Source organism: Ciceribacter sp. L1K23, assembly GCF_018122705.1.
Classification (GTDB): domain Bacteria; phylum Pseudomonadota; class Alphaproteobacteria; order Rhizobiales; family Rhizobiaceae; genus Allorhizobium.
In genome coordinates, this window is the sequence record NZ_JAGRRC010000001.1 from 561696 (window position 1) to 585282 (window position 23587).

Annotated in this window: 24 protein-coding genes; 8 read left to right on the forward strand and 16 right to left on the reverse strand. The window is 58.8% G+C overall.

Going from position 1 to position 23587, the window contains the following annotated elements:
• Position 1: 1 nt before the first annotated feature.
• The 3 genes from J5J10_RS02460 to J5J10_RS02470 all read right to left on the reverse strand — a co-directional run bounded on the left by J5J10_RS02460 (position 2) and on the right by J5J10_RS02470 (position 2176).
• Positions 2–1039, reverse strand: a complete 1038-nt coding sequence (locus tag J5J10_RS02460; RefSeq protein ID WP_211928689.1) for a helix-turn-helix domain-containing protein — start codon at positions 1037–1039, stop codon at positions 2–4.
• Positions 1040–1371: 332 nt separating this feature from the next.
• Positions 1372–1866, reverse strand: coding sequence for a helix-turn-helix domain-containing protein (locus J5J10_RS02465; protein ID WP_208552649.1), 495 nt, complete (start codon positions 1864–1866; stop codon positions 1372–1374).
• Positions 1867–1960: 94 nt separating this feature from the next.
• Positions 1961–2176, reverse strand: coding sequence for a hypothetical protein (locus J5J10_RS02470; protein ID WP_211928690.1), 216 nt, complete (start codon positions 2174–2176; stop codon positions 1961–1963).
• A 251-nt stretch (positions 2177–2427) separates the two neighbouring features.
• Between J5J10_RS02470 and J5J10_RS02475 the strand changes: the two genes are divergently transcribed.
• From J5J10_RS02475 to J5J10_RS02495, 5 genes are all read left to right on the forward strand, one after another.
• On the forward strand, positions 2428–3351 hold the full coding sequence (locus J5J10_RS02475; protein ID WP_208552645.1) for an ArsR family transcriptional regulator: 924 nt from the start codon (positions 2428–2430) through the stop codon (positions 3349–3351).
• 98 nt (positions 3352–3449) lie between these two features.
• Positions 3450–4958: an alpha-N-arabinofuranosidase gene (locus tag J5J10_RS02480; protein WP_211928691.1), complete on the forward strand. Its 1509-nt coding sequence runs from the start codon at positions 3450–3452 to the stop codon at positions 4956–4958.
• Positions 4959–5010: 52 nt separating this feature from the next.
• On the forward strand, positions 5011–6285 hold the full coding sequence (locus J5J10_RS02485; RefSeq protein ID WP_211928692.1) for an extracellular solute-binding protein: 1275 nt from the start codon (positions 5011–5013) through the stop codon (positions 6283–6285).
• An 83-nt stretch (positions 6286–6368) separates the two neighbouring features.
• Positions 6369–7253, forward strand: a complete 885-nt coding sequence (locus tag J5J10_RS02490; protein ID WP_211928693.1) for a sugar ABC transporter permease — start codon at positions 6369–6371, stop codon at positions 7251–7253.
• The gene (locus J5J10_RS02495) at positions 7250–8092 is read left to right on the forward strand and encodes a carbohydrate ABC transporter permease (RefSeq protein WP_211928694.1); all 843 of its coding nucleotides are present in this window, start codon (positions 7250–7252) and stop codon (positions 8090–8092) included. The genes J5J10_RS02490 and J5J10_RS02495 overlap by 4 nt, the downstream gene beginning before the upstream one ends.
• 86 nt (positions 8093–8178) lie before the next feature.
• Here the strand turns inward: J5J10_RS02495 and ugpC are convergent, their stop codons facing one another.
• The 8 genes from ugpC to J5J10_RS02535 form a co-directional block, all read right to left on the reverse strand.
• Positions 8179–9264 carry a sn-glycerol-3-phosphate ABC transporter ATP-binding protein UgpC gene (gene ugpC, locus J5J10_RS02500; protein ID WP_211928695.1) on the reverse strand — a complete coding sequence of 362 codons (1086 nt, stop codon included), beginning with the start codon at positions 9262–9264 and terminating at the stop codon, positions 8179–8181.
• A gap of 130 nt (positions 9265–9394) precedes the next feature.
• The gene (locus tag J5J10_RS02505; protein WP_211928696.1) at positions 9395–10270 is read right to left on the reverse strand and encodes an MBL fold metallo-hydrolase; all 876 of its coding nucleotides are present in this window, start codon (positions 10268–10270) and stop codon (positions 9395–9397) included.
• Between the two features lie 57 nt (positions 10271–10327).
• A complete protein-coding gene (locus tag J5J10_RS02510; protein WP_211928697.1) occupies positions 10328–11713 on the reverse strand; it encodes an amidohydrolase in 1386 nt (461 codons plus the stop codon).
• Between the two features lies 1 nt (position 11714).
• A complete protein-coding gene (locus tag J5J10_RS02515; protein ID WP_211928698.1) occupies positions 11715–12335 on the reverse strand; it encodes an isochorismatase family cysteine hydrolase in 621 nt (206 codons plus the stop codon).
• A gap of 13 nt (positions 12336–12348) precedes the next feature.
• Entirely contained in the window at positions 12349–13149 is an 801-nt protein-coding gene (locus tag J5J10_RS02520; RefSeq protein ID WP_211928699.1) for an ABC transporter permease subunit, read from the reverse strand.
• Positions 13146–14024: an ABC transporter permease gene (locus tag J5J10_RS02525; protein ID WP_211928700.1), complete on the reverse strand. Its 879-nt coding sequence runs from the start codon at positions 14022–14024 to the stop codon at positions 13146–13148. Before J5J10_RS02525 ends, J5J10_RS02520 begins: the two co-directional genes overlap by 4 nt.
• Positions 14025–14026: 2 nt before the next feature.
• Entirely contained in the window at positions 14027–15079 is a 1053-nt protein-coding gene (locus tag J5J10_RS02530; protein ID WP_211928701.1) for an ABC transporter ATP-binding protein, read from the reverse strand.
• Positions 15080–15093: 14 nt separating this feature from the next.
• A complete protein-coding gene (locus J5J10_RS02535) occupies positions 15094–16206 on the reverse strand; it encodes an extracellular solute-binding protein (RefSeq protein ID WP_211928702.1) in 1113 nt (370 codons plus the stop codon).
• 341 nt (positions 16207–16547) lie between these two features.
• Between J5J10_RS02535 and J5J10_RS02540 the strand changes: the two genes are divergently transcribed.
• From J5J10_RS02540 to J5J10_RS02550, 3 genes are all read left to right on the forward strand, one after another.
• Positions 16548–17183: an isochorismatase family cysteine hydrolase gene (locus J5J10_RS02540; RefSeq protein ID WP_211928703.1), complete on the forward strand. Its 636-nt coding sequence runs from the start codon at positions 16548–16550 to the stop codon at positions 17181–17183.
• 12 nt (positions 17184–17195) lie between these two features.
• Positions 17196–18596 carry an MATE family efflux transporter gene (locus J5J10_RS02545; protein ID WP_211928704.1) on the forward strand — a complete coding sequence of 467 codons (1401 nt, stop codon included), beginning with the start codon at positions 17196–17198 and terminating at the stop codon, positions 18594–18596.
• Positions 18597–18673: 77 nt separating this feature from the next.
• The gene (locus J5J10_RS02550) at positions 18674–19393 is read left to right on the forward strand and encodes a GntR family transcriptional regulator (RefSeq protein ID WP_211928705.1); all 720 of its coding nucleotides are present in this window, start codon (positions 18674–18676) and stop codon (positions 19391–19393) included.
• 61 nt (positions 19394–19454) lie between these two features.
• Here the strand turns inward: J5J10_RS02550 and ehuA are convergent, their stop codons facing one another.
• From ehuA to doeB, 5 genes are read right to left on the reverse strand one after another with little or no spacing between them, the layout of a single operon-like run.
• On the reverse strand, positions 19455–20231 hold the full coding sequence (gene ehuA, locus J5J10_RS02555; RefSeq protein ID WP_208552615.1) for an ectoine/hydroxyectoine ABC transporter ATP-binding protein EhuA: 777 nt from the start codon (positions 20229–20231) through the stop codon (positions 19455–19457).
• Positions 20228–20920 carry an ectoine/hydroxyectoine ABC transporter permease subunit EhuD gene (ehuD, locus tag J5J10_RS02560; RefSeq protein ID WP_211928706.1) on the reverse strand — a complete coding sequence of 231 codons (693 nt, stop codon included), beginning with the start codon at positions 20918–20920 and terminating at the stop codon, positions 20228–20230. Before ehuD ends, ehuA begins: the two co-directional genes overlap by 4 nt.
• Before the next feature lie 13 nt (positions 20921–20933).
• Positions 20934–21599: an ectoine/hydroxyectoine ABC transporter permease subunit EhuC gene (ehuC, locus tag J5J10_RS02565; protein WP_211928707.1), complete on the reverse strand. Its 666-nt coding sequence runs from the start codon at positions 21597–21599 to the stop codon at positions 20934–20936.
• 60 nt (positions 21600–21659) lie between these two features.
• A complete protein-coding gene (ehuB, locus tag J5J10_RS02570; RefSeq protein WP_211928708.1) occupies positions 21660–22511 on the reverse strand; it encodes an ectoine/hydroxyectoine ABC transporter substrate-binding protein EhuB in 852 nt (283 codons plus the stop codon).
• 56 nt (positions 22512–22567) lie between these two features.
• The gene (doeB, locus tag J5J10_RS02575) at positions 22568–23587 is read right to left on the reverse strand and encodes a N(2)-acetyl-L-2,4-diaminobutanoate deacetylase DoeB (RefSeq protein ID WP_211928709.1); all 1020 of its coding nucleotides are present in this window, start codon (positions 23585–23587) and stop codon (positions 22568–22570) included.

The window sequence follows — 23587 nt, forward strand, 5'->3', positions numbered from 1 at the left end:
CCTACTCCAAAGTATCGGTACCTGCGTCTCTGAGGTCGCTGCTCAAGCCTTTCCTCAACCATCTTGAGAACGCGGTTTCCTGCAGCCGCTCCTTTGAAAATTGCTTGAGTTCGCTCGGGCTGCACCCGAACTGCAAACGAAATTGCCGGCTGAATGTCGGGGCATCGTGAAATCCGTATTCTTCCGCGATCGCACTGCTCGGACGGAGGTGCCCGGCTTTGATAATCGACTCATAACATGCGTTAAGGCGTCGTGACCGAACGTAGTGCTCCACGCCGCCCTCGCTTTCAAACAGCTTGTAAAGTTGTCGCCGCGACATATTGAGCTTGCTGCTGAGAGTTTCAGGAGTGAGATCAACGGATGATGTGAGGTTCGACGAGATGAGCCTTTTGGCGACCTCCAACCGAGCAACCGTCAGAGGAGCCTGAAGCAGTTGCCCCCTCTCTCGCACCGAAATGCAGGAGCGGATCATGGAGATCGTGGTCTCCGCTATCATGAAAATCTCCTTCTGCGCTGCATCAGGCAAAACCGTCACCAGGGCGGACAAGTAGTTCGAAAGCAACGGATGGAGGCCGTCATCAGGGTTGGGGTTGCGGGCAAGCTGGTCCAGAACGGCTTCCATGCCGCTGAACTGGTTCCGTGGAAGATAAACACCGACGGTGGTATTGGCTGAAACCTCACCGGATTGCGCCACGCCTGCTTTACGAATTTCGAGACGCTTGCCCTCATAACGCATCTGTCCGTGAGGACCATCGATGGTGGCATGCCCAGTCAGGCGCAAAAGTATAAGCCAGAAGTCAAAGCCCGGCAGCCGACCTAGGCGAGGTTGCGGGGAAAATCGGAAAGCCTCGGACTGGCTCACGACAACCTTAAGAGTTCCCAGATCATATCCGACAACATTCGCATTAAACCTCTTCTGGTCACCGGGAGCCCGGGCCAAAATGTAGATATCGCCTAGTGAAATTTCTTTACAAAAACTAGAGAACTGCTCTTCTTCTGAATATTTATTGCTATCGAACACGTATACGGGCTGAACCATCGTTCTCTCCGGAACGAATGGCACAGCGAAGACGCAGCAATACACTTGCGCAAATTGCTTTGCGCACAAAATTCACCGATTTGTCGAAGAAAAATATTTATTACGCTTCGGTGTTGCTATTAATGCGAGCCACTCGTGCAAGTAAAAATCTGATTAATTTTTATTTTGCCCGAGAGATTCGCAGAATGTCGCGCAGTGTACGAAGCTTGCAGAAACGTGCAGAGGAGGCACTTTTGACTACAGGCAGCAAGGCATTGAAACTGCATACGCCGCGAGGGCGCCGAAACGACCGCATTTGCACCCGCTTCAGCGCCCCGGGCCGCCGCAATTGGTCAATCGACCTCACTCAACATGGACGGATGGACGTCCCCGTTCGGATTTGAACGCACGATAGCAAGATAGGAACGGAGCTTGCTCTCCAATTCGCCCAGTGAAAGGCCGAGCGTTTCTGCCGCCATGTCGCGTCGGCCCGAAAAGCGCATGAGCGTGTGGGCCACCAGGCGACGCTCGACATCGTTGAGACTAAGTCCGACAAGCCGTTCGATGTGGAGATCTGATCTGTTATGGACCAAGGGATCCGACCTGTTGCAGAGGCGACGAACGACATAATCAACGATCCGGTTCCGATCCGTCGTCATGAAGATGTTGTCGCTCGCGTCGCCGAATTCCCGAAGCCGAAAAAAAGCCGTTTCCGGCTCCGCCGACACAGTGATGAATGGCTTATCGGACAACAGCACCGAAAGATATGCTACCCGTTTCTCAAATGTCATTTCCAGTTTGCATGACTCGCCCGCGAGGTACGTCAACTCTGCCGCGATATTCGACAATCTGTCATGCATGGACGGCTTCGGGGGGTGTCCGTCAGCTCCAGTGACCGCTGAATTCCGCTTCCGCCCAAATGGTATACCTCTCAGCTTCATTTCAGTTTTCTTCTCCCCTGAACCACCATCCGGCGTATCCACATAGAGCGCCCGCGCCGATGACAATAACCACCTCAAGAAAAGAGCCGTGCGCCAGCATAGACGCTATACATCCGGAAATGGCGGCCAGCCCCATGGCCACCGGTGTTCCAGATGTTTCGTAACGTTCGGCATCGAGCAAATCTCCACTCTCGCCATCGTGACGCTTGTCAGACATTTTTCCCTGTCTCCCTTAAACGAAATACTATCAGGAGCGTTGTCGAACACCTTAGTTCCACAATATTTGTTCTGAAATGACTGTGGGTGCGTGACGCTTGACTATAAGTGCACACTGCAACATGACCGAGATGGCGATATCGCGCCTAACCTCTGTCGTGATGGGGCCCAGCTGCCGTGACCACCCAAATGACGGGTCATTGCTTTCATATCGATAATTTTGATATGAAGCATGCAAGCTGAGGGTAGGAAATGACAGGCAACGTATTGGTAATCGACCCGATCGAACGGCAGGACCTTATTCGCGGACTCGCGAGCGAGGTGCGCGTCGGTATACTCAAGCTTCTGCGAACGGGCGGGCCAAAGAACGTCAACCAGATCGCGGAGGAACTGGCGCTGCCGCAATCGACCGTGTCGATAAACCTGAAGATTCTTGAGGATTGCGGCCTCATCAATACCGAAAGCCAGAGGGCCCGCAAGGGAAGCCAAAAGCTGTGCCACTCGGCTTTCCAGGAGATTCTGATCTCCTTTGCCGACCCGGTCACCGACAGCTTGGACAACATGATCGAGGTGTCCATGCCGCTCGGCCTCTATACCCAGTTCGACGTGACGGGACCGTGCGGGCTCTGCTCGAAAGAGGGGGTCATCGGGCTTCTAGACGTGCCGGATACCTTTCTCGATCCCGATCGCATGAAGGCGGGTTTGCTATGGTTTACCAGGGGATTCGTCGAGTATCAGTTCCCAAACAACACCCTGCTCAAGAAGGCAAAACCACGGGAGCTGGAGTTTTCCATGGAACTCAGTTCGGAGGTGCCGGGAACGGCGGCGAACTGGCCCTCGGACATCTTCCTGCAGGTCAACGGAACCGATGTCGGCACGTGGACGTCTCCGGGTGACTTCGGCGACAAGCGCGGCGTCTACACGCCCGACTGGTGGAAGCTGTCAGGCTCGCAATATGGAAAACTGAAGAACTGGCGGATCAACGAGCAGGGAAGCTTTGTCGACGGCGTGCGAATATCGAGCGTCACTCTCGATGATCTCGGCCTCGATCAGCACAGATCTATACGCATGCGCGTCGGGGTGAAAGACGATGCCGAACACCCAGGTGGAATCAACATCTTCGGCAGCGGTTTCGGAAACTATGCGCAGGACATCGTGCTGCGTATCCATATCTGAAAAGTCATACCAAGGCTTGACGCCGCGACGGCCCTGCGCTTTATTTACCAATAAGACGGATACAAACCGCAAATTTGGATATAAAAGGTGGGAGGAACATGGACGCTCGGGTCACCGCGCACGCGCGCTATTCTATCGCGGACATTGACAAGCGACTTTATGGTTCATTCCTGGAGCATCTCGGTCGCGCCGTCTACACGGGTATCTATGAGCCCGGCCATCCAACAGCTCTGCCGAACGGCATGCGTCGCGACGTGATCGATCTGGTGCGGGATCTCGATACGCCCATCTGCCGCTATCCCGGCGGCAACTTCGTCTCCGCCTACAATTGGGAAGACGGCATCGGTCCGAAAGAAGACAGGCCAACGCGTCTGGATCTGGCCTGGCGCACGGCCGAGTCGAACCAGGTCGGCATCCACGAGTTCGCCGAGTGGGCGGAAGCCGCGGGAACCGAGATGATGCTCGCCGTCAATCTCGGATCGCGGGGGCTCGACGCCGCGCGGAACTTCGTCGAATACGTCAATCATCCCGGTGGCAGCCACTGGTCGGACCTGCGCCGTAAGAACGGCCGTACCGATCCCTGGAACGTCAAACTCTGGTGCCTCGGCAACGAGATGGACGGTCCGTGGCAGGTCGGCCACAAGAGCGCGGCGGAATATGGGCATTTGGCCAACGAGACCGCCAAAGCGATACGGGCTTTCGACGACAGCCTGGAACTTGTCGTGTGCGGGTCGTCCCACTCCGAAATGCCGACTTACCCGCAATGGGAAGCCACCGTTCTCGAAGAGACATACGACCAGATCGATTACATATCTCTGCATATGTATTTCGAGAACTACGAGAAGAACACCGCCGAGTATCTCGCGCTCCCGGAAAAGCTGGATCGCTACATCGGAACGGTCGGCGGCGTCATCGATTTCGTGAAAGGCAAGAAGCGCTCCAAGCGCGACGTGAAGATTTCCTTCGATGAATGGAACGTCTGGTATCACGAGCGCAAAAGCGACGCCAAGCGCATGAAGGAGTGGGACTGGCCGCATGCACCTGTCCTGCTGGAGGATATCTATAACTTCGAGGACGTCCTGCAGGTCGGCTGCATTCTCAACACCTTCATTCGCCGCGCGGACCGGGTACGGATCGCCTGCATCGCACAGTTGGTGAACGTCATCGCACCCATCATGACCGAGCCGGGTGGCGCTGCCTGGCGGCAGACGATCTACCATCCCTTCCATCTTGCGTCGCGATATGGTCGCGGTACGGCCCTTCAGCTCGATGTCGATTGCCAGCACTACACCGCCGATAGCGCCGATCGGGTTTCCTATCTCGACATTGCCGGCGTCCATGACAGCGATACCGGTACGCTGAGCTTCTTCGCGATCAATCGCAACGGTCAGGAGAACATCGACCTCAAGATGGCGACGGAACATTTCGGCACCGTCAAAAGTGTCGAGCATACTGTCATCAAACATGATGACCTTGAGGCTAAGAATACCAGGGACAACCCTGAAAACGTGAAGCCACGCAAGGCAGAAGGCGCCATCATCGAGGGAAATATGGTGCGTGTCTCGGTGCCCCCTTACTCATATTCAATGATCAGGATCACGCTCTAGGTGCAATCACAGGCGGCGGGGAGGCTGCCTGTCTTTCAGGGAGGAGAATGAGATGCAGAATTGGTTGAGAATGACGAAGGCCCTCGTGCTTGCGACGGGGTTGATGACGTCGGCGGCGCACGCTGAAGAAACAGTCCTGTGGTGGGATTTTCTAAGCGGCGGCGACGGGGTGCGCATGAAGCAGCTTATAAGCGACTTCAACGCGGCGCATCAGGGGAAGATCAAGATCGATGCCACCACGCTGGAGTGGGGCACGCCCTTCTACTCGAAGGTGCAAACATCAGTAGCCGTCGGTGAGGCTCCGGATATCATGACCTATCACGCCAGCCGCATTCCGCTGGCCGTGAAGCAGGGCATCCTGCAGGAGATTACCGCCGACGACTGGACGACAATGGGTCTGGCGCAGGCCGATTACGCTCCGGCCACTTGGGACGCGGTGACGGTCGACGGCAAGCAGTATGCGGTTCCCCTAGATACGCATCCGATCGTGCTTTACTACAACAAGGATGTACTCGGCAAAGCCGGTCTCCTGGACGAAAGCGGCAAGCCCAAAGGGCTGGATTCCCGTGAGAACTTCACCGCGACCTTGAAAGCACTCAAGGACGCTGGCGTCAAATTTCCGCTCGGGTCCGTGACGGCGGATGGCAATTTCATGTTCCGCACCATCTATTCGCTGATGGGACAGCAGGACGGCGAACTGATGACCGGCGACGAATTCCTCGCCGGCGACAATGCGACGAAGCTCGAGAATGCGCTTTCGGTCCTGCAGGAGTGGACCACCGAGGGTCTGCAGTCGACCTATACCGACTACCCCGCCACCGTCGCACTCTTCACCTCCGGCGAAGCCGCCATGATGATCAATGGCGTCTGGGAAGTCCCGACGATGACCGACCTGCAGAAGGAGGGCAAGCTCTTCGAATGGGGTGCCGTTGAACTGCCTGTTATCTTCGATCATCCCTCGACCTATGCCGACAGCCACGCCTTCGCCATCCCCGCCAACAAGGGCAAGGAGATGACGCCCGAGAAGCGGGCTGCGGTGCTGGAAGTCATCGGTTGGATCTCGAAGAATTCGCTGCTCTGGGCGACCGCCGGCCACATTCCGGCCTATGGCCCCGTGACCAATTCCGCCGAATACAAGGCGATGGAGCCGAACGCGACCTATTCCTCGCTGACAGCCAACATGATCTTCGATCCGAAGACGCCACTCGCCGGCATTGCCGGACCGATCTTCGATGTCATGTCGACCTATTTCGTCCCCACGCTCAATGGCGAGATGGAACCAGCCGAAGCGGTGGAAGAGATCAAGCTCGGCCTTGAAGACCTCTGAAACAACAGGCCCGGGCCGTTCGCGGCCCGGGCTTGGATTTGCAGGCATCCCAGCCGGCGAAATTCGAGGAGGCCCGGGAGAGAATGCTCAGGAACAGACGCAGCGAGGCGTTGTTCGCCCTCGCGCTGGTGGCGCCGTTCGTGGCGATCTACGGACTGGTGTTTGTCTACCCGACGATCAAGCTGTTCGGCATCAGCTTCACCGACGCGCCGCTGATCGGGGAGGGCAGCTATGTCGGCCTTGAAAACTACACCCGGCTCGTCGGCGACCGCCGGTTCGCGACCGCCCTATGGAATACCGCCTATTTCGTTGCTCTGACGGTCGTTCCGGGCACGATGATCGCCTACGCCATCGCACTCGGCGTCAATCGCCTCTCGGGTCGCCTGCAGGCGGCAATCCTGGCCCTCTCCTTCCTGCCCTACATCCTGCCCGTCTCGGTCGTCTACCTCATCTGGGACTGGACGCTGAACTTCCAGTTCGGCATCGGTATGTATCTCTTCGACCTCTTTGGCATTCCGCGCATCCCGGTGTTCAAATCCACCGCGTGGTTCATGCCGGCGGTCGGCATCATCACAATCTGGTGGACCGCGGGGTTTTCGATCCTTTTGTTCCTGGCGGGACTAAGGGCGATACCGGCCGAGATTTACGAAGCGGCGGCACTCGACAATGCGGGCAGATGGGCAAGCTTCTCGCGGATCACCTGGCCCCTGATGTGGCCGATCACGGCACTGGTCCTGACCATCCAGCTGATCTCGCAATTGAAAATCTTCGATCAGGTTTACCTCTTTTCGACCGGCGGGCGACCGAACGACAACCTCGTCCTCGTCTACTACATCTTCCTTAGAGCGTTTCAGTCGGACCAGGGTGGACGGGCGGCCGCGGCTGCCGTGGTCCTTTTCCTCATCGTCATCATCGTTTCGGTTCTAAACTTCCAGCTGACGAGACTCTCGGGAGGACGCAACCGATGACCGCACAGACGGCAAGACTACTGAACATTGCTGGGCTGGTCATAACGCTGTTGACGGTTTTCGCGGCGGTCCTCTGGGCCTTTCCCCTCTACTGGGGCGTCGTGTCGTCATTGAAACCCGAGGATGAAGTGGTCCGGCCCTACATTGAGCTGTGGCCCGACACTTTCACGATTTCTCACTACGTCTTCGCGCTCACGGAAACCGAAATCGGCCGGTGGTATCTGAACTCGATCGTCACTGCCTTGTCAGTGACGATCCTGACCGTATCGTCGTCGCTCCTATGCGGCTACGCAATCTCGCAGCTGCATTTCCCGTTCCGGAAACTGTTGTGGTGGCTGATCCTCGCGAGCTTCATGGTCCCTATGCCGACGCTGATCGTCAATCACTTCGAACTCGTCGCCAACCTCGGACTGATCAATACCTGGGCCGGCATCGTACTTCCGCAGCTCATCCATCCCGTCATCATCATCGTCTACAAGCAGTTCTTCGACGGCGTGCCGAAGGATTTCCGCGAGGCGGCGGTGATGGACAATGCCTCGGAATGGCGGATCCTGACACGCATCTACATTCCGATGAACTGGGGCGTGACGACGGCGCTCGCCATCGTCTGTTTCATATGGTCCTGGAATTCGTTCCTGTGGCCGTTCCTTGCGGTCACCCGCACCGACATGATGACGATCACCGTCGGCATCACCCAGGTCAACGACGCGTTCGGCGTTTACTACGCGCGGGAATTGAGCGCCGCCGTCCTGGCCGGGCTTCCCGTCGCACTGGCCTATCTGATCTTCCAGCGGCGCGTCACCGAGGCAATCACGCTTTCCGCCGGCATCAAGGGCTAGGGCGCCCACCTCCCGCGTCTTAGCCTTTTGTCACGGGCCTTCGATCGAAAGATTGCAAGGCCCGTGACAATTCGACGATTGATCAGTCACTGTACCTGGTAGGATTTGCCCGACGCATCGAAAAGATGAATTGCGGTCGGATCGAAGCTGATGCGGACGCTGTCACCGGGCCGGATGCCGGAACGGCCCGTGTCTTGAGCGACAAGCTGCGTTCCATCCTCCAAGGTGCAATAGGCGAGTGTGCGTTCTCCCAGGCGCTCGACGACGCCTACCTTGGCGTCGGTCGCCTTGCCCGCCGGAACGTCACCGTCCGTGACGACATGCACGGCTTCGGGACGGATGCCGAGATCGAACGGGCCGGGATGGGGAACGGGTGCATCAATCTCGAACTCGAAGCCATTGCGAAACCGTACCGGCGTACGCCCGCGCCCAAGCACCTCGACGGGCAGGAAGTTCATCCCCGGACTGCCAATGAAGCTTGCGACAAAACGAGAGGCGGGCTTGAGATAGACATCCATCGGCGAGCCGATCTGCTCGATGCGGCACTGGTTGAGGACGACGATCCGGTCGGCCAGCGTCATCGCCTCGGTCTGATCATGGGTAACGTAGATCATCGTCGCCTTCATGCGCTGATGAAGCTGGGCAAGTTCGACGCGTGTGCGCACCCGAAGAGCGGCATCGAGGTTCGACAGCGGCTCGTCGAATAGGAAAGCCTTTGGCTCCTTGACGATCGCACGGCCTATAGCGACCCGCTGCCGCTGGCCGCCAGAGAGCTGGGCAGGACGCCGGGCAAGCAGTTCCTCCATTTCCAGCATACGGGCCGCTGTCTGGACACGCGCTTCGATCTCGGAGTTGGGCAGACCGATATTGCGCAGACCGAAGGCCATGTTCTCGCGCACAGTCATGTGCGGATAGAGCGCGTAGTTCTGGAATACCATCGCTACATTGCGCTGCCCCGGCGCCAGGTTCTGGCTTTCGACACCGCCTATTGTGAGGGTACCGCTATCGATGCTCTCAAGCCCGGCGATCATGCGCAGAAGTGTCGACTTGCCCGACCCGGATGGACCCAGGAATACCACCAGCTCGCCGGAATTGACCGTCAAAGATATGTCGCGAATGACGGAAACGGCTCCGAAGCTCTTCGATACGTTGTGCAGCCGGATCTCGGCCATCGTCGTTCTCCTCCCTGACGTTTTCCATCATCTTTCCCGATACGTATCGGAAGTCAAGATATGAAAACGATCAGCGTACCACTTGCGCAGCGGCGGAGCACAGAGATTCTACTTCGATGAAGTGAAAGAGCTAAGCCTTCGTGGCGAAGAACGCCGCTAGGTTCTCTTCGTGCACCTCCTCATAGTCTGGCAGATAAATCAGGCTTCCCGCCTCGATTTCGTCCGCCATCATGTCCTTCAATGCCGGCTTCTCGCCTATCTCGAGGCTCATGAGCCGCTTGACGTAGATCTCGGTGGCCTTGATGAAAGACGGCTCATAGCCACCGGCGGCGATGCGGTCTGGGTCGCCGTGGCAGGGAAGGATTTTCACGATCGGCCATTTGGCCATGCGTTGCAGCTCACCCAGATGAACTTCGAGATTGTCGGCATCCGTCACATAGGTTGCCGTATCCTCTAGCGTGTCGCCAGCGAATAGAAGGCCACGATCAGGAAGCCACAGAACTGTGGCGTCGGGGCTGTGAATATCAAAGTGGTGCAGTTCCACACGAAGGTCCCCGACCATCACCACGGTCGTCCCGGCAAAAAGCGTTGTTGGCGGAATGACCGGATCAATGATGGGTGCGCGCTGCGCAATCCGGGGTCTTTCCGCTTCCAGGAGGCGAGCCGTCTCGGTGTTGGCGATGAACTCACAATCAGCGAAGACTTCGTTTCCGGCGATGTGATCGTTGTGAAAGTGGCTGAGCACGACGGTCAGTTCTTTCACGCCCAAGCCTTCCAGGTGCCCGCGGATCGCACGGGCATGATCGAGCGAGATATGGGTGTCATAGACGAGGGCTTCGTCCCCGCTGACGATCGCGAACGACGCAATGCCGAGCTTGAAGGCGCCGTCGTCCAGCCAGTTCGGTTCGCGACCGTGAAGCCGTTTGCCGGCGATACGACCGTCATAATAGGCAAAGATGCCCGGATAGGGCTGAAGGATACGCAGGTGTTCAATCATATCAGTCATGGTTTTCTTCCTTCAACACCGACGCAATCCGCGATCGGGACGACAATGGTCGACGCATTATCTACTCCAGGTCGCCGCCCAGAAGCCCTGCGGATCGGTAGCAAGAATATCCGTGATCGTCGGCTGAGGCCCTGGGATCGGACGGCCACCGGTGCGTTTCTTCAACTCGTCCTGCGCATCCTTCACGAGATCGGGGGCCAGAACCAGAGCGATTGCGCCAAGCGCCAGAGCTTCGGACGCCATCAGCGGGCCGGGACTGCTCGAAGAGTGGCCGGAGAGAGCGGTCCAGGCCCAGTGATGGATGGGAACGTTGTTCGGATAGGCCCAGTTGACGCGTCCAAGCGGGATCTGCCAACTGATGTCACCGTCGTCCTGCCCGTAATAATCGATACCTGTGTCAAAATACTCGATCTCGCGATGGAGGTCGAAGGAATTCCCGGGATCGCAGGCGGCCGATAGCTCCTTCATCCAATTGAGGTCGGCCTCACTCCACCTCGGCGGTCCGATTTCCCTAAGGCAGGTATCGAGCACCCGACCGACCGTATCATTGCCAAGATAACCGCGACACGCAGCAATCTGCTCCGCGACAAAGCCGACGCCTCTCTCCTCGGCAACCCGGCGATAGGTCTCCGTCATCAGGGCGTAGCCGCGTTCGACCATCTCGAAGTCGTGATGGCGAACCGACGACCAAAGACGGACCTCCTCCGGCGTCACACCGGGCGTGATGCCGGCGGAGCGATAGACATGCTTCAGCTGAAGGCCCGGAATCTCGCTCCTAATGCGGTCGAAGGCGGCAAACGCCGCTTCGGCTGTTTCAAGCGCGTTGCGCTGCGCGACCTTACCGCCATGCGCACTTTCACCATTGAACCGGAACTCACCGCTTGCCATGGCATGGCACGGGCGGGCGAGGGAACCGTTCTGGTAATCCCCGTGAGAGGTCAGGACGACATCGAGACCGTCGAAGACACCGGCGGCCTGCAGGGCGAGCTTGCCCCAACCAATTTCCTCAGCCGGGCACCCGGCGATCACAATTTCCCCAGCGAGACCAAGCTCGAGCAGGGCCTTGCCGGCCGCGATACCCGCTCCGGTATTGGCCGGGCCGATATGGTTATGCCCGCAGCCATGACCCGGCAGCCGCCAGTTCCCCTGTCTGTAGGGAACGGCGTCATTGTAGAGCGTCGGCAGCGCATCGTATTCGACGAGAATACCGATCCGTGGACCGGCGCCGCTTCCGATCCGTGCGATGAAGGCGGTCGGGACACCGCCCGCCGCCTTTTCCACCTCGAAACCCTGCCGTTCGATGAAGTCGCAGAGGATAGCCGACGACTTGTATTCCATGGCTGGAAGCTCCGGCACCCGCCACATCTCGGCAAAAAGGCTCTCGATTTCAGGCGCGATGGAACGCCATATCTCCCGGACCCGGTCCCGATACTGCGTGTGCATATCAGGCAGCCTTGTGTCCGGACTGGCCGAGGAAGGCCGCTATGACCTCATCGGACGTGCGGCGAGCGCCATGCTGGAGGTACTCCATATTGGCGAGCGCGGCATCGTGAGCAGCGATCGACGACCCTGCGACACAGTCCTCGACGACACGGCAGTGATAGTCATTCTGGTGGCCGTCCGCGAAGGTGTAGTGAACGCAGATATTGGTGAGACCGCCGATCATGATCAGCGTTTCCGCTTTCAGGCCGCGCAAGAGAATCGAGAGGTCGGTGCCAATGAAGCCGGAATAGCGTCGCTTCACGATGACATAATCGTCGTCGCGCAGGCCAACTTCTTCGGCGGCGATCTTGGTACCTTCCCAGTCTTCGCGCAGATGCTCGTCCTCATCGCCATCCATTTCGCGACCGTAGTCCACGCCCGTTTTCCGATGGCTCTCCTGCAGGAAGATGATCGGAATACCGCCGGCCCGAGCCGCGTCGATGACCGCGCGGGCACGCCGCATGCGTTCGATCATGCCAGGCATCAGAGGAATGGCGCCATCATCTTCGAAGGCTGACTTCTGGATATCGACGACGATAAGGACCGGCTGGCCAACGATCATGGGGTTCTGCTTCTTCTTCATCAGAATTCTCCTTTCAGGCGCGCGCGCCGAGCAGTTTGGGAAGGTTGCCGAACCGGGCGATGGCGACAAAGCCGGCCAGGCCGATCAGCATGAAAAGAACCGCGCCGACGCACATCGTGGGCGAGAAACCGGTTCGCATGTTCGTGAAGATTTTCACGGGCATGGTTTCGGCGGTGAAGCCCGCCACCATGAAGGCGATGACATATTCATTGAGGCTGAATATCGCGACGAACACGAAGCTCGACACGACAAATGGCATGACCATCGGCAGTGCGACGGAACGCAGGACATCGCCGTCACGCGCGCCCATTGTCCGGGCCGCCTCAACTAGCGATTTGTCGATCGACGCGAACCCCAGTGTGATCATCACCAGCGGCACGGCTATGAACGTGATCGCATGGCTGATGACGATGTTCTCGATATTCCCGACATGCCGGACGGTACCCCAGAAAAGGAGGAACAGCACGGCGATGACGACCGGCGGCAGGATGAACGGAACGCCCGCCATGCCAGCGACGATCTTTGCCAGCGGAGAATTCGTCTTCCACTGCATATAGGCAATCGGGAAGGCGATGCTCGTCGCCAGGAGTGAGGCTGCCAGAGCGATGAGGATCGATCTCGTCAGCGCCGATACCCAGGTAGGATCCGAGAAGAAGGTGGAGTACCAGCGCAGGCTGATGTCTTGCGGTGGGAAGGTCATCTGCGCGGTGCTATTGAAACTCACCCCGGCGACAATCGTCAGCGGTGTCGCGAGAAACAGGGCGAGACAGAGCAGGAAGGCCAAACGGGACATGGCTGCGAAAGATCGGGTCATGACGCGTATCCTTTCCCGCCGATGCGATTGATGATGAGGATCATCAGCCCGGTTATCACCATCAACAGAACGGCGATCGCCGCGGCACTCGGCAGGTTCTGGGCCGAGATCGCGACCTCGCTGATGATGACCCCGATCGTCCAGTTGGCCGGACCGCCGAGCACGAGTGGCGCGACATACGCCCCGATCGTCATGACGACCGTCGTCAGGTAGGCCGTCGCCACCGGTTTCCGCATGAGCGGCACGAGTATGTCGAAAAACGCGCGCGAGGGACGTGCCCCCATTGTGGCCGCCGCCTCCATATAGGAGGCGTCGAGACGCGAAAGGCCGGGATAAAGCGTCATGACGTTGAAGGGCACGACGACATAGACGAGGCAGCCGACGACCCCGAGGAAACTTGGCGTCAGGGACACCGGTTTTTCAAGCAGTCCCAGGAAGACAGCGACATTGGATATACCGACGCGCTTTGAAAGAATGATCTGCCAGGAAAAGGTAATCAGCACTTCTGACAACGCAAGCGTGACCAGAAGGCCGACCAGCCAAACGACCTGCGCCTTCCGGCTCATGCGGGTGATGAAATACGTCGCCGGGAAGGCGATGATGATACCAAGTGTCGCGACGGTGAATGCCAGTTGCAACGAAGAGACAAATCCGTTCAGCACCATGGATTGGAACAGCGTTCCAAAGGCGTCCAGCGTCCAGCCGCTGCCCTGGTAATAGGCTGGATCAAGCCGCGCGAGACTGACTCGCAGAAGCAATGCGAACGGCACGCCGAAAAAGGCAACGATCATGAAGAACGGCCAGAGCAGGCCGATTATCGTTGCGCCCGTGCCGGCTGTGTTTCCTCTGGAGGAGATTGTTGCGGCGGCCGACATGATCAATCCTCCAGCACCGTCGCCGCACCCGGCGCGAACGATATCGCCAACTCGTCCTGATCCGAAAGCAGATCCCAGGCAGCTGGCGACATGAACGACAGCATCTGCTGCCCGGCGCGGTCCAGGTGCACCTCCACTGTCGACCCCACGTCTCGGACGAAGGTCACCTTGGCTGTCGGCAGATCTTTCGACATTTCCGTCCTGGAAAGCAGCGTGCCTTCCGGGCGGACACAGACGGTCACTTTCTGGCCGATCGCAAGCTGTGACGGAGCCGATCGCACCTCGATGGTACGACCATCAAGCTGGACATGCGTCCGATCAAGAAGAATACCTTCGGCCAGATTGCTCTGGCCGATGAAGTCGGCCACGAAACGATTGGCCGGCCGGCGATAGATGTCGATCGGCGAGCCGACCTGTTGAACCCTGCCATTGGCCATAACGACGATCTCGTCGGCGATCGTCATCGCTTCGCGCTGATCATGGGTGACGAAGATCGTCGTGATCTTCAATCGACGCTGCAACTGCTTCAGCTCGACCTGCATATGGTCGCGCAGCTTCGCGTCGAGTGCTGACAGCGGTTCATCCATGAGGAAGAGCAGGGGTTCCTGCGCCAAAGCGCGGGCGATCGCGATGCGCTGCCGCTGGCCGCCGGAAAGCTGATCGACCCGGCGCGTCTGCGTGCCGGGCAGATCGACGAGCCTCAGCAACTCGTCGATCCGGTCCGCCTTGTGCCGCTTGTCCATGGTCCGGAAACGCAGGCTGTACCCTACGTTCTCGGCCACGTTCAGATGAGGAAACAATGCAAGGGCCTGGAAGACCATGCCGAAATTGCGCTGAAATGTTGGGAGCGACGTTATGTTTCGCCCGTCGAACAACACATCCCCGCTCGTTGGCTCTTCAAGGCCTGCGATGATGCGCATCAAGGTTGTCTTGCCGCATCCCGAGGGCCCGAGAAAGCAAACGAATTTCCCCTGCTCGATATGCAGCGATACGTCAGAGACGACCGTATTGCTGCCGAACGATTTGGTCAGATTGGCTATTTCCAGTCCTTGCATCACATGTGTCCGCTTTACTGGCCCAGCATCTTCAACATCTGCGCGGAGATGTAGTCGGCATGCTTGACCTTCGCGTCCGACGCCACGACGATAGGCTCGCCCTGCGAGGAGACGGCGGCGAATTCCTCGTCCGTCAGGCTTAGTTTCGAGCGCTCGATGAGGGGAGCCGCGCCAACGTGGCGCGCGATCAGTTCATGGCACTCAGGCGTTGCGCTCCAGTCAAGGAAGGCGATCGCCTCATCCGAGGGCGTTCCGACTTTCGGGAGGCACCAGGCATTGTAGCCGAGCACCGCACCTTCCTTCGGGAAGATCGAAGCGATGTCGGTGCCTTCGTTCTTCATGATCATCGACACGTCATGAAAATACATGCCGCCAACGATTTCGTCGTTCTGGTAAGCGCTCTGCATCGAACCTTCGTCCGTCCACCACAGCTTGGCGTTCGGCTTGAGTTCGGCGATCTTGGCGATGACCTTGTCGATACCAGCCTCGGTGTCGAGGACCGACGGACCTTCGAAATAGACGGACGCCACGATGTCGAGCAGGACCGAGGAACCACCACCCTGGATGCCCCAGGCGGATTCCCGTGGTTTCCACATCTCCGTCCAGCTGTCGGGAAGGGTTTCGAACTCGGCGGGATTTGCGACGAGAGTGATGTACCAGGCCATCGCACCGACGCCATCGATCGCATCGCCGTCGCTGTAGACGAAGCCGGGCATGATATTGTCCATATTCTTCAGACGCGATTTTTCAACCGTCGCCCAAAGGCCGCGGTCACGACCGCGGATGACGTCCGCCTGCCCGGCGCAGCAGACGTCCATTGGCGCCTGGCCGGACTGAACAGCCTGTCCAAGCTGGATCAGGAACTGCGCGCTCCCCGACTGCGGGATCGACTGCACTTCAATGCCCGTCGCCTTGGTGAACGCGGGATACACGTGCTCAGCAAAGGCCTGCTCGAAGAAGCCGCCGAAGTTCGAAATCCGCAGCGGCGCGGCGGCATAGGCCGATTTGATAAAGGGGGCGCCCAGCACAGACGCGGCGCCTATGCCGCCGATCGCCTTAAGAACTGTTCTGCGGGAAACTCCGGAAACCTGCAAACCTGCGCCCTTGGGCGTTTCGTTCGATGTCATGCTGCTCTCCTGTTGAAACTCGACGGCCACGGCCTTTGACGATCAAAAATCTAGCAATCGGCATGCCAGTTAGAAAAATGACTTTAATACAATCACTTATGGTATTTCTTAAGTCTGACACCGGTTAGGCGTCCGGAGGGAAAAGCGCCACGCCAGAAGCATTTGCACACTAATTAATCTTATTGTATACAATATTGCATACCGAATTCTGCGATGTATAATGGGCCTCGCGAACCGGGCTGCCGGGTCGCTTTTTCTCCGCCCAAGGCGTGCCGACAGCAGCCGTCCACTTCGACCGGATGGATGAAGCGCCCGCCTCTTCCAAAGAAAGCCTTTTCCTGATGACTGCTGAAAATCCGATAGTGCCGAAGCCGATGATCGTCGGCAAACCCACCCTTGTGGTCGTCGATATTCAAAAGAGCGGTTTCATGCCGCGGCCAGCAACATCGCGCCTGGCCTTCATGGGAGACCATATCGAGCGCAACTATCGAGCCAAGACGGTCATCGATGCCGCGCGCAAAGCCGGAATTCCCATCATCTTCGTTCAGGAGGCCCATCGCGATAGCCTGATAGATTTCGGCCGCGAGCTGGATGGATCGGAAAGCGTTCATTGCCTCGAAAGCTCGCCCGGCACGCCGTTCCCGATCGAGGAACTGGAGATGAGGCCAGACGACCTCAAGATCACGAAGCGTCGATACTCGGTGTTCTATGGCACCGAGATGGAAATCCTGTTGAAGGCCGTCAAAGCCGAAACCCTCTTCTTCGTCGGAGGCTTCACGGATGTCTGCGTTCACTACAGCTTCGCCGACGCCCATCAGGGCGACTATTACTGCCGCGTGATCGAGGACTGCGTGTCAGGGTCCAGCGAGGCAGCACATGATGCATCGCTGATCGCCATGGAGTACCTGCAGGCTGGCGCTCGTCGTCAGGCGCAGGAGGTAATTGACGCCTTCGCACAATACGCCGGCGGCCGGTGATCCGACAGAACGATGGATGATAACCGCAAGGAACTATCGGCTATTGCCGGCATCGCCGCGCCGCTTGCGGTTACCCAGCTTAGCCAGCTCGTGATGGGGTTGGCCGCAAGCTTTGTTCTTGGAAGGATAGACGGCGCGGCCTTGGCCGCTGGGGGCCTGTGCGCGATCGTTATCCAATTGCTCACCGTCGTCTCGCAGGGCTTCATCTCGGGCGCGCACCCGCTGATGGCCGCGGCCCGTGGCCGTCGCGACGCGACCGTTGATGGTGATGGTGACGGCGGAATGGCCCGCTCTTTTGGCGGCGGTGTGGCCACCGCCGCGATTTGCGCGATCGTCGCCACCGCACTGCTTTCCCAGCTGCCGACGCTGCTGGGCGTCTTCCCGCTCGAAGCGGCTGTCATGCGAGGGGTGGACGACTTCCTTCGGGCAGGGACTTTCGCCATCCCCGCGATCTTCTGGATCATACCGATCCGGTTTTATTTTTCCGTTTGCGGTCGAGCCTGGGTTGTCATGACAGCGATCGCCGTCGGCGCATGTCTTTATCTCGGCCTTCTGAACCTGCTCGTCTTTGGCGGTGCTGGTATTGCCCCGCGGGGAATTGCCGGCGCGGGACAGGCCTTCGCTATATCTTGGTGGGCGATCGCCGTTGGACTGACGCTTGCATCGCTGTTTTCAGGCTTCCTGCCAGTCGCCATGCTCCGCGACGCAAAACGGGGAGCCCTGCGCACCCTGCCGCAAGTCTGGAGCATCGGCTGGCCGATCGCACTTATCTACGCAGCGGAACTGGGGCTTACGGTGGCGATGACGCTGCTGGTCAGCAAATTCGGCACGGTCGCGATCATCGCCAACCAGATCGCTCATACGATCAACAGCATTGCCTTCAACCCTGTTGTCGCGCTTGGCCAGGCGGCGACCGTTCGCGTTGCCTATCATGCGGGCGCCGGGCAGCCGGTGGCGGCACGCAAAGCCGGCAATTTGGCGCTTTCGTTGGCGGTCGGCCTCATGGCTGGTCTCGGCCTCCTCATATTCGTCGGCGCCGGCCACATCGTTCCGGTCTTTCTGGATCGCAACGCGGCAGAATACGCCGCCGTGGAAACCCTGACCCACCATTTGCTCTTGATCCTGGCGGCCTTTCTTGTCTTTGACGGCCTCCAGTCGGTGGCCAACGGTGCGCTGAGGGGACTGAGGGACACGCGCTTGCCGATGCTGATCGGACTGGGCGGCTACTGGCTTCTCGCCGTGCCGGTCGCCGTACTCCTGGCATTTTCTTTCGGCTTGGGGGCGATCGGTATATGGATCGGCATTCTCATCGGCATAACAGGTGTCGGCGCGCTTCTGCTAATGCGCTGGAGGCGACTGACCACGGACGCCGGCCTGTCGCTCACGATCCCGTCTGCGGTTGAGGCAGCGTGATGATTGCTCTTGCTTCGCCCCTGCCATAATAAGAGACGATCGGTGTGTTCAGTGAAAAATACAACCAAGGTTAAAGCATGAGATTGCAGTCATCCATTCCAGTCGCCTCCGACACCGAAGAGGGAAGCGGGACACCGAGAAAGCTGACCCGTAGCGAGGAGGTTCGCGCCCGTCTCGCCGACGACATCGTCGACGGGCGGCTGGCTCCGGGAATGGCGCTGGACGAGACCGCGATCGCCAATAGCTACGGCGTGTCGCGAACACCGATACGGGAGGCCATCCGCGATCTCGCCGCAATGGGGCTTGTGAAAACGCGACCGCACCGCAGCGCGATCGTTACCCGTCCGTCGCAGGAAACACTGCGCCAGATGTTCGACGTGATGGCGGAACTGGAAGCGCTGTGCGCCGGGCTTGCAGCCGTCAACATGGGTCCGGCCGAGCGCCGGGAACTGGAGGAAATCCATGCCGGGCTAGCGGCCTTGCTGAAGGCCAATGATCCGAGCGAATATCATCTGCTCAACGAACGTTTTCACGCCGCCATCTATGCTGGAAGCCGCAATGCCTACCTGGTGGAGGTCACGTTGGCCACGCGTCAACGTCTCTCGCCCTTCCGCCGCGCGCAGTTTCTCAGCGCCGGACGCCTTGCGAAGTCCTATGCGGAACACGACGCAATTCTTGTCGCGATCCTCCAGGGCAACCGCGAACTGGCCTCATCAAGCATGCGCAAGCACATTCTGACGGTCGAAGATTCTTATGAACAGTATGCTGGACTTAAAGGACCAATCGCTGGGTTTTGACCGCGTCTCTTCCCTCTGAACATCAGGGGTGAGGCAAATCCGCAGGGGTTTCGTGACGCGATCACAAAACCGAAGAAAGAAACTCCCGCGTTCGCTCGTGCTTGGGCTCTCCAAAGATCTCGTCCGGCGACCCTTGTTCGCAAATGCGACCCTTGTCGAAGAAGCAGACGCGGTCGGAAACTTCACGCGCAAAACGCATCTCGTGGGTAACGAGCAGCATGGTCAGATCGTGTTCGTGCGCCAAACCGCGAATAACGGCCAGCACTTCACCCACCAATTGCGGATCAAGCGCCGAAGTCGGCTCATCGAAAAGGAGAACACGCGGCCGCATGGCAAGGGCGCGGGCAATCGCGACGCGTTGCTGCTGCCCGCCGGACAGCTGCACAGGGTAGTGATCTTTCTTGTCCGCCAGTCCCACCATCTGAAGCAACTCGATCGCTCGCGCCTCCGCTTCCGCCCGCGCCATACCCAGTACCCGCACAGGTGCTTCGACGACATTGCGCATGACCGTCATGTGCGGGAAAAGATTGAAGCTCTGGAAGACCATGCCGACATGTTTGCGGATCTCGCGCAGATGTTTTTCCGACGCATGGAACGGCCCTTTGCCGCGCTGTTCATGGTAGGACATGTCGGCGAGCGTCAGGCTACCCTCCTGGAAAGGCTCCAGCGTCATTAGAATGCGCAGAACCGTTGATTTGCCGGAACCGGACGGCCCGATCAGGGTCACCTTCTCGCCCTTCGCAACGCTGAAATTGAACTGGTCGAGCACGGTCAGAATGCCGAAGCGCTTCGTGACGTTGGAGAATTCGATAATCGGGCTATCAACTTTGTCAGTCATCGCATGGGAATCCCTGCTTTTGGGAGCGCTTTCTGCAGGCGATGGAGGCCTGCCGAGCAGATCAGTGTCAGGAGAAGGAAGATGACGCCCACCAGCGTCAGCGGCACGAGATATTCGAACGTGCGTTCGCCGATCATGTTGGCAAGGCCCATCATCTCGAGAACGGTGACCACGGAAAGCACGGGTGTTTCCTTGATCATCGCGACCAGATAGTTGCCCATCGCCGGCACGATGCGTGGAATGGCCTGGGGAATAATGATGTCGCGATAGGTCTGCATGCGGGTCAAATTGAGCGCGGTCGCCGCTTCCCATTGGCCATGATGCACGGCCTCGATCCCGCCGCGATAGACCTCGGAGGTATAGGCGGCGTATTGCAGTCCGAGTGCCAGCGCGCCTGTGAGGAAGGCGGGCAGGACGATCCCGATTTCGGGCAGCACATAATAGAGAAAGAACAGCTGCACCAGGAGCGGCGTATCGCGCAGAAACTCGACAATGAATGCGGTCGTCCAGGAAATCGCCTTCACGCGGCTACGGCGCAGCAAGGCGAACACCAGGCCGAGGGAGAGCGCAATTGCGAAGCCGGCTGCTGCTGCTTTCAACGTCACGGTCAATCCGATCAGCAGGATCGGAAGAATTGAGATCGTGTAAGTGAGCCAGGTCGTCGTATCCCATTCGTAACCATACATCATGGCGGCAGGATCCTCATGAATGGCCCGCGCGCGACAGGACGTCGCCGCGTCGCACGAAGCGTTCGATCACCTTGATTGCCACCATCAGCATCAGCGACATCGCGAAATAGCAGACAAGCGTGATCGAATAGATGCTCGTGCTGTCGAGGGTCAGGTTTCGGATCGACTGGGCCGAAAAAGTCAGGTCGGCAATGGAAATGAGGGAGACGAGCGAGGACAGTTTCAAGGTTTCGATGGCGAGATTGCCGAAGGCGGGCATCATCTCCACCACCGCTTGGGGAAGTGAAATCCGAAACAGCGTCTGGAAGCGGTTGAAGTTCAGAGCGCGCGCGGCTTCCAACTGTTGTGTTGATACTGAAAAAAGCGCGCCTCTTACGATCTCGGCGCCGTAACCGCCAACATGCGCTGCTAGAACCAGGATACCGGTCGTGATGGGTTCGAAGCTGAGCCCCACCAAAGGCAGCGCATAGTAGAACCAGAAGAGCTGGACAAGCAGAGAGGTGCCTCGAAAAACCTCCGTATAGCACAGAGCGACAGCCGATAGAATCGGGCCGCCTTCGACGCGCAGAATGCCGAAGAAGAAGGCGAGCGCCGCTCCCACGACAATCGACGCCAGCGTGATCGTCATCGTCACGACGGCGCCTTGCCAGAGCATAGGCAGGTAGGCTTTCCAGTCCATCTGCAAAATCCCTCGGGTTCAAGTCGAATGGCGCCCGATAGTACCGGGCGCCAGCTGCCGCTATTTTCCGGCGCAGAGATCGGCCACGTTCTTTTCGGCAGCCGCCGCGATGCTGGCTTCGGAAACGCCGTATTTCGCCAGGATGGCTTTGTAGTCATCCGTCTTGCGGAACTCCACCAGTGCGACGTTGAAGGCATCGCGCAGTTCCTGGTCTTCTGGCCGGAACGCGAAGCCGCCGTAGTTGCGAACCGGTGCACCATCGACGACCGGGTCTTCGAAGGGCGAAACCTGTTCGACATTCTCCTGATCCTTGGCGAGCTCCGAGACGGTCAGCTCCGTCGCGGCATAAGCATCGACGCGGTTCTCCACCGTCGGGATCGCATCGGCATTGGCAGGGATGAAGACGATCTGGTCGTCCTTCACCCCAACCGCCCGAAGGAAATCGACATTGTTCGCACCCGACACGACTGCGACCTTCAGCGACGGATCCTTGGCGATGTCGGCATAGGTCGTCAGGCCCTTGGGGTTGCCCTTCTTCACCAGAAGGCCCTCGCCATAGGAGGAATTCGGTTCGGTGAAGGAAACCTGCTTGCAGCGCTCGGGCGAAATGTTCTGTTCGGCTGCCGCGAAGTCGAAACGGCGGGCCTTCAAGCCCGGAATGAGCGTGCCGAACGGAGTGACCGTCCAGTTGACCTCTTCAATCCCGATCTTTTTCAGAACTGCGTTGGCGACATCGGGTCCAATGCCAGCGGAGGTGCCGTCCGGCTGCATATAGGAGTAGGGCACTTCGTTCGCAGTCGCCGCACGGATATAACCCTGCTCCTTGACCTCGTCGAGAGTGAGAGCGCCTGCCGATGTGATCGAGGCGATGAGTGCAAGGGCGGAAAGCCCGGTTATCTTTGTGTAATGCATTTGAATTCTCCTCTGGTTCATTGTTTTTGTGTGTCCATTTCGGATCTTGTGCCGTTTCACCGGCCAGGTTCTCCCGTCACCGTGGCGATGACGGAAAGGCAGTCGCCGGCCTTGATCAGGCCGGGCACGTGACGTGCCGCGAGCACGCCATCGATGGCGGCTCGATAGTCGATCGGCGCAAGGCCGGTCTTGCCCACGGGATAGACGCGGGCAACGGTTTCGCCAGCTTTGACCTGTTCGCCAAGGTCACGCACAAAGGCGACGAGACCGTCGTCCTCGGCGAAGGCAAAGCAGTCGCTCGACGGCATGTCCAACCACTGGGTCGGCTGAACGTCGGGAGCGCCGGGTAATATTCCCGCATGGCGTAGAAGGTTGAGACTGCCCTTCCGGGCAATCTGGATGGAAGCGGCACTTGCTGTGCCGGCACCGCCCAGTTCCGTGGTGACGAAGACCTTGCCCATCTCTTCGACGGTCGTGTCGAGCATTCCAACGGCATCAATTTCCAGCATCTTCATCGAATAGGGTGCTGCAAAGGCCGCAACGGCGTCGAAACAGCGTGCCTCCTGGGTCTTGTCGGCCAGCTCATGGGCCGCCGCATAGGGCAGGAAATCGAGCGTTTTTCCGCCTGAATGGAAATCGAGTACGAAGTCGGCAAGCGGGACGAGATACCGTGTTACATAGTCGGCGATCTTCTCCGTCACCGATCCGTCGGGGCGACCCGGAAAGCTGCGGTTGAGATTTCCGCGATCAATCGGCGAGGTGCGGGTGCCGGCACGGAAGGCCGGATAGTTGAGCGCCGGAACAATAACGACACGACCGTTTACCTCAGCCGGATCAAGCGTTTGTGCCAGTTCGAAGAGGGCCGCCGGTCCCTCGTATTCGTCACCGTGATTGGCCCCGGTGAGAAGAGCAGTCGGACCTTCCCCGTTGGCAATGATGCAGATCGGGATCATCACTGAGCCCCAGGCGCTGTCGTCGCGACTGTAGGGCAGGCGCAGATGTCCGTGCTGTACGCCCTTCGCGTTGAAGTCGACGGAAGGGGTGATCGGCGAGGGGCGGGGAAGGGCGGTCAACAT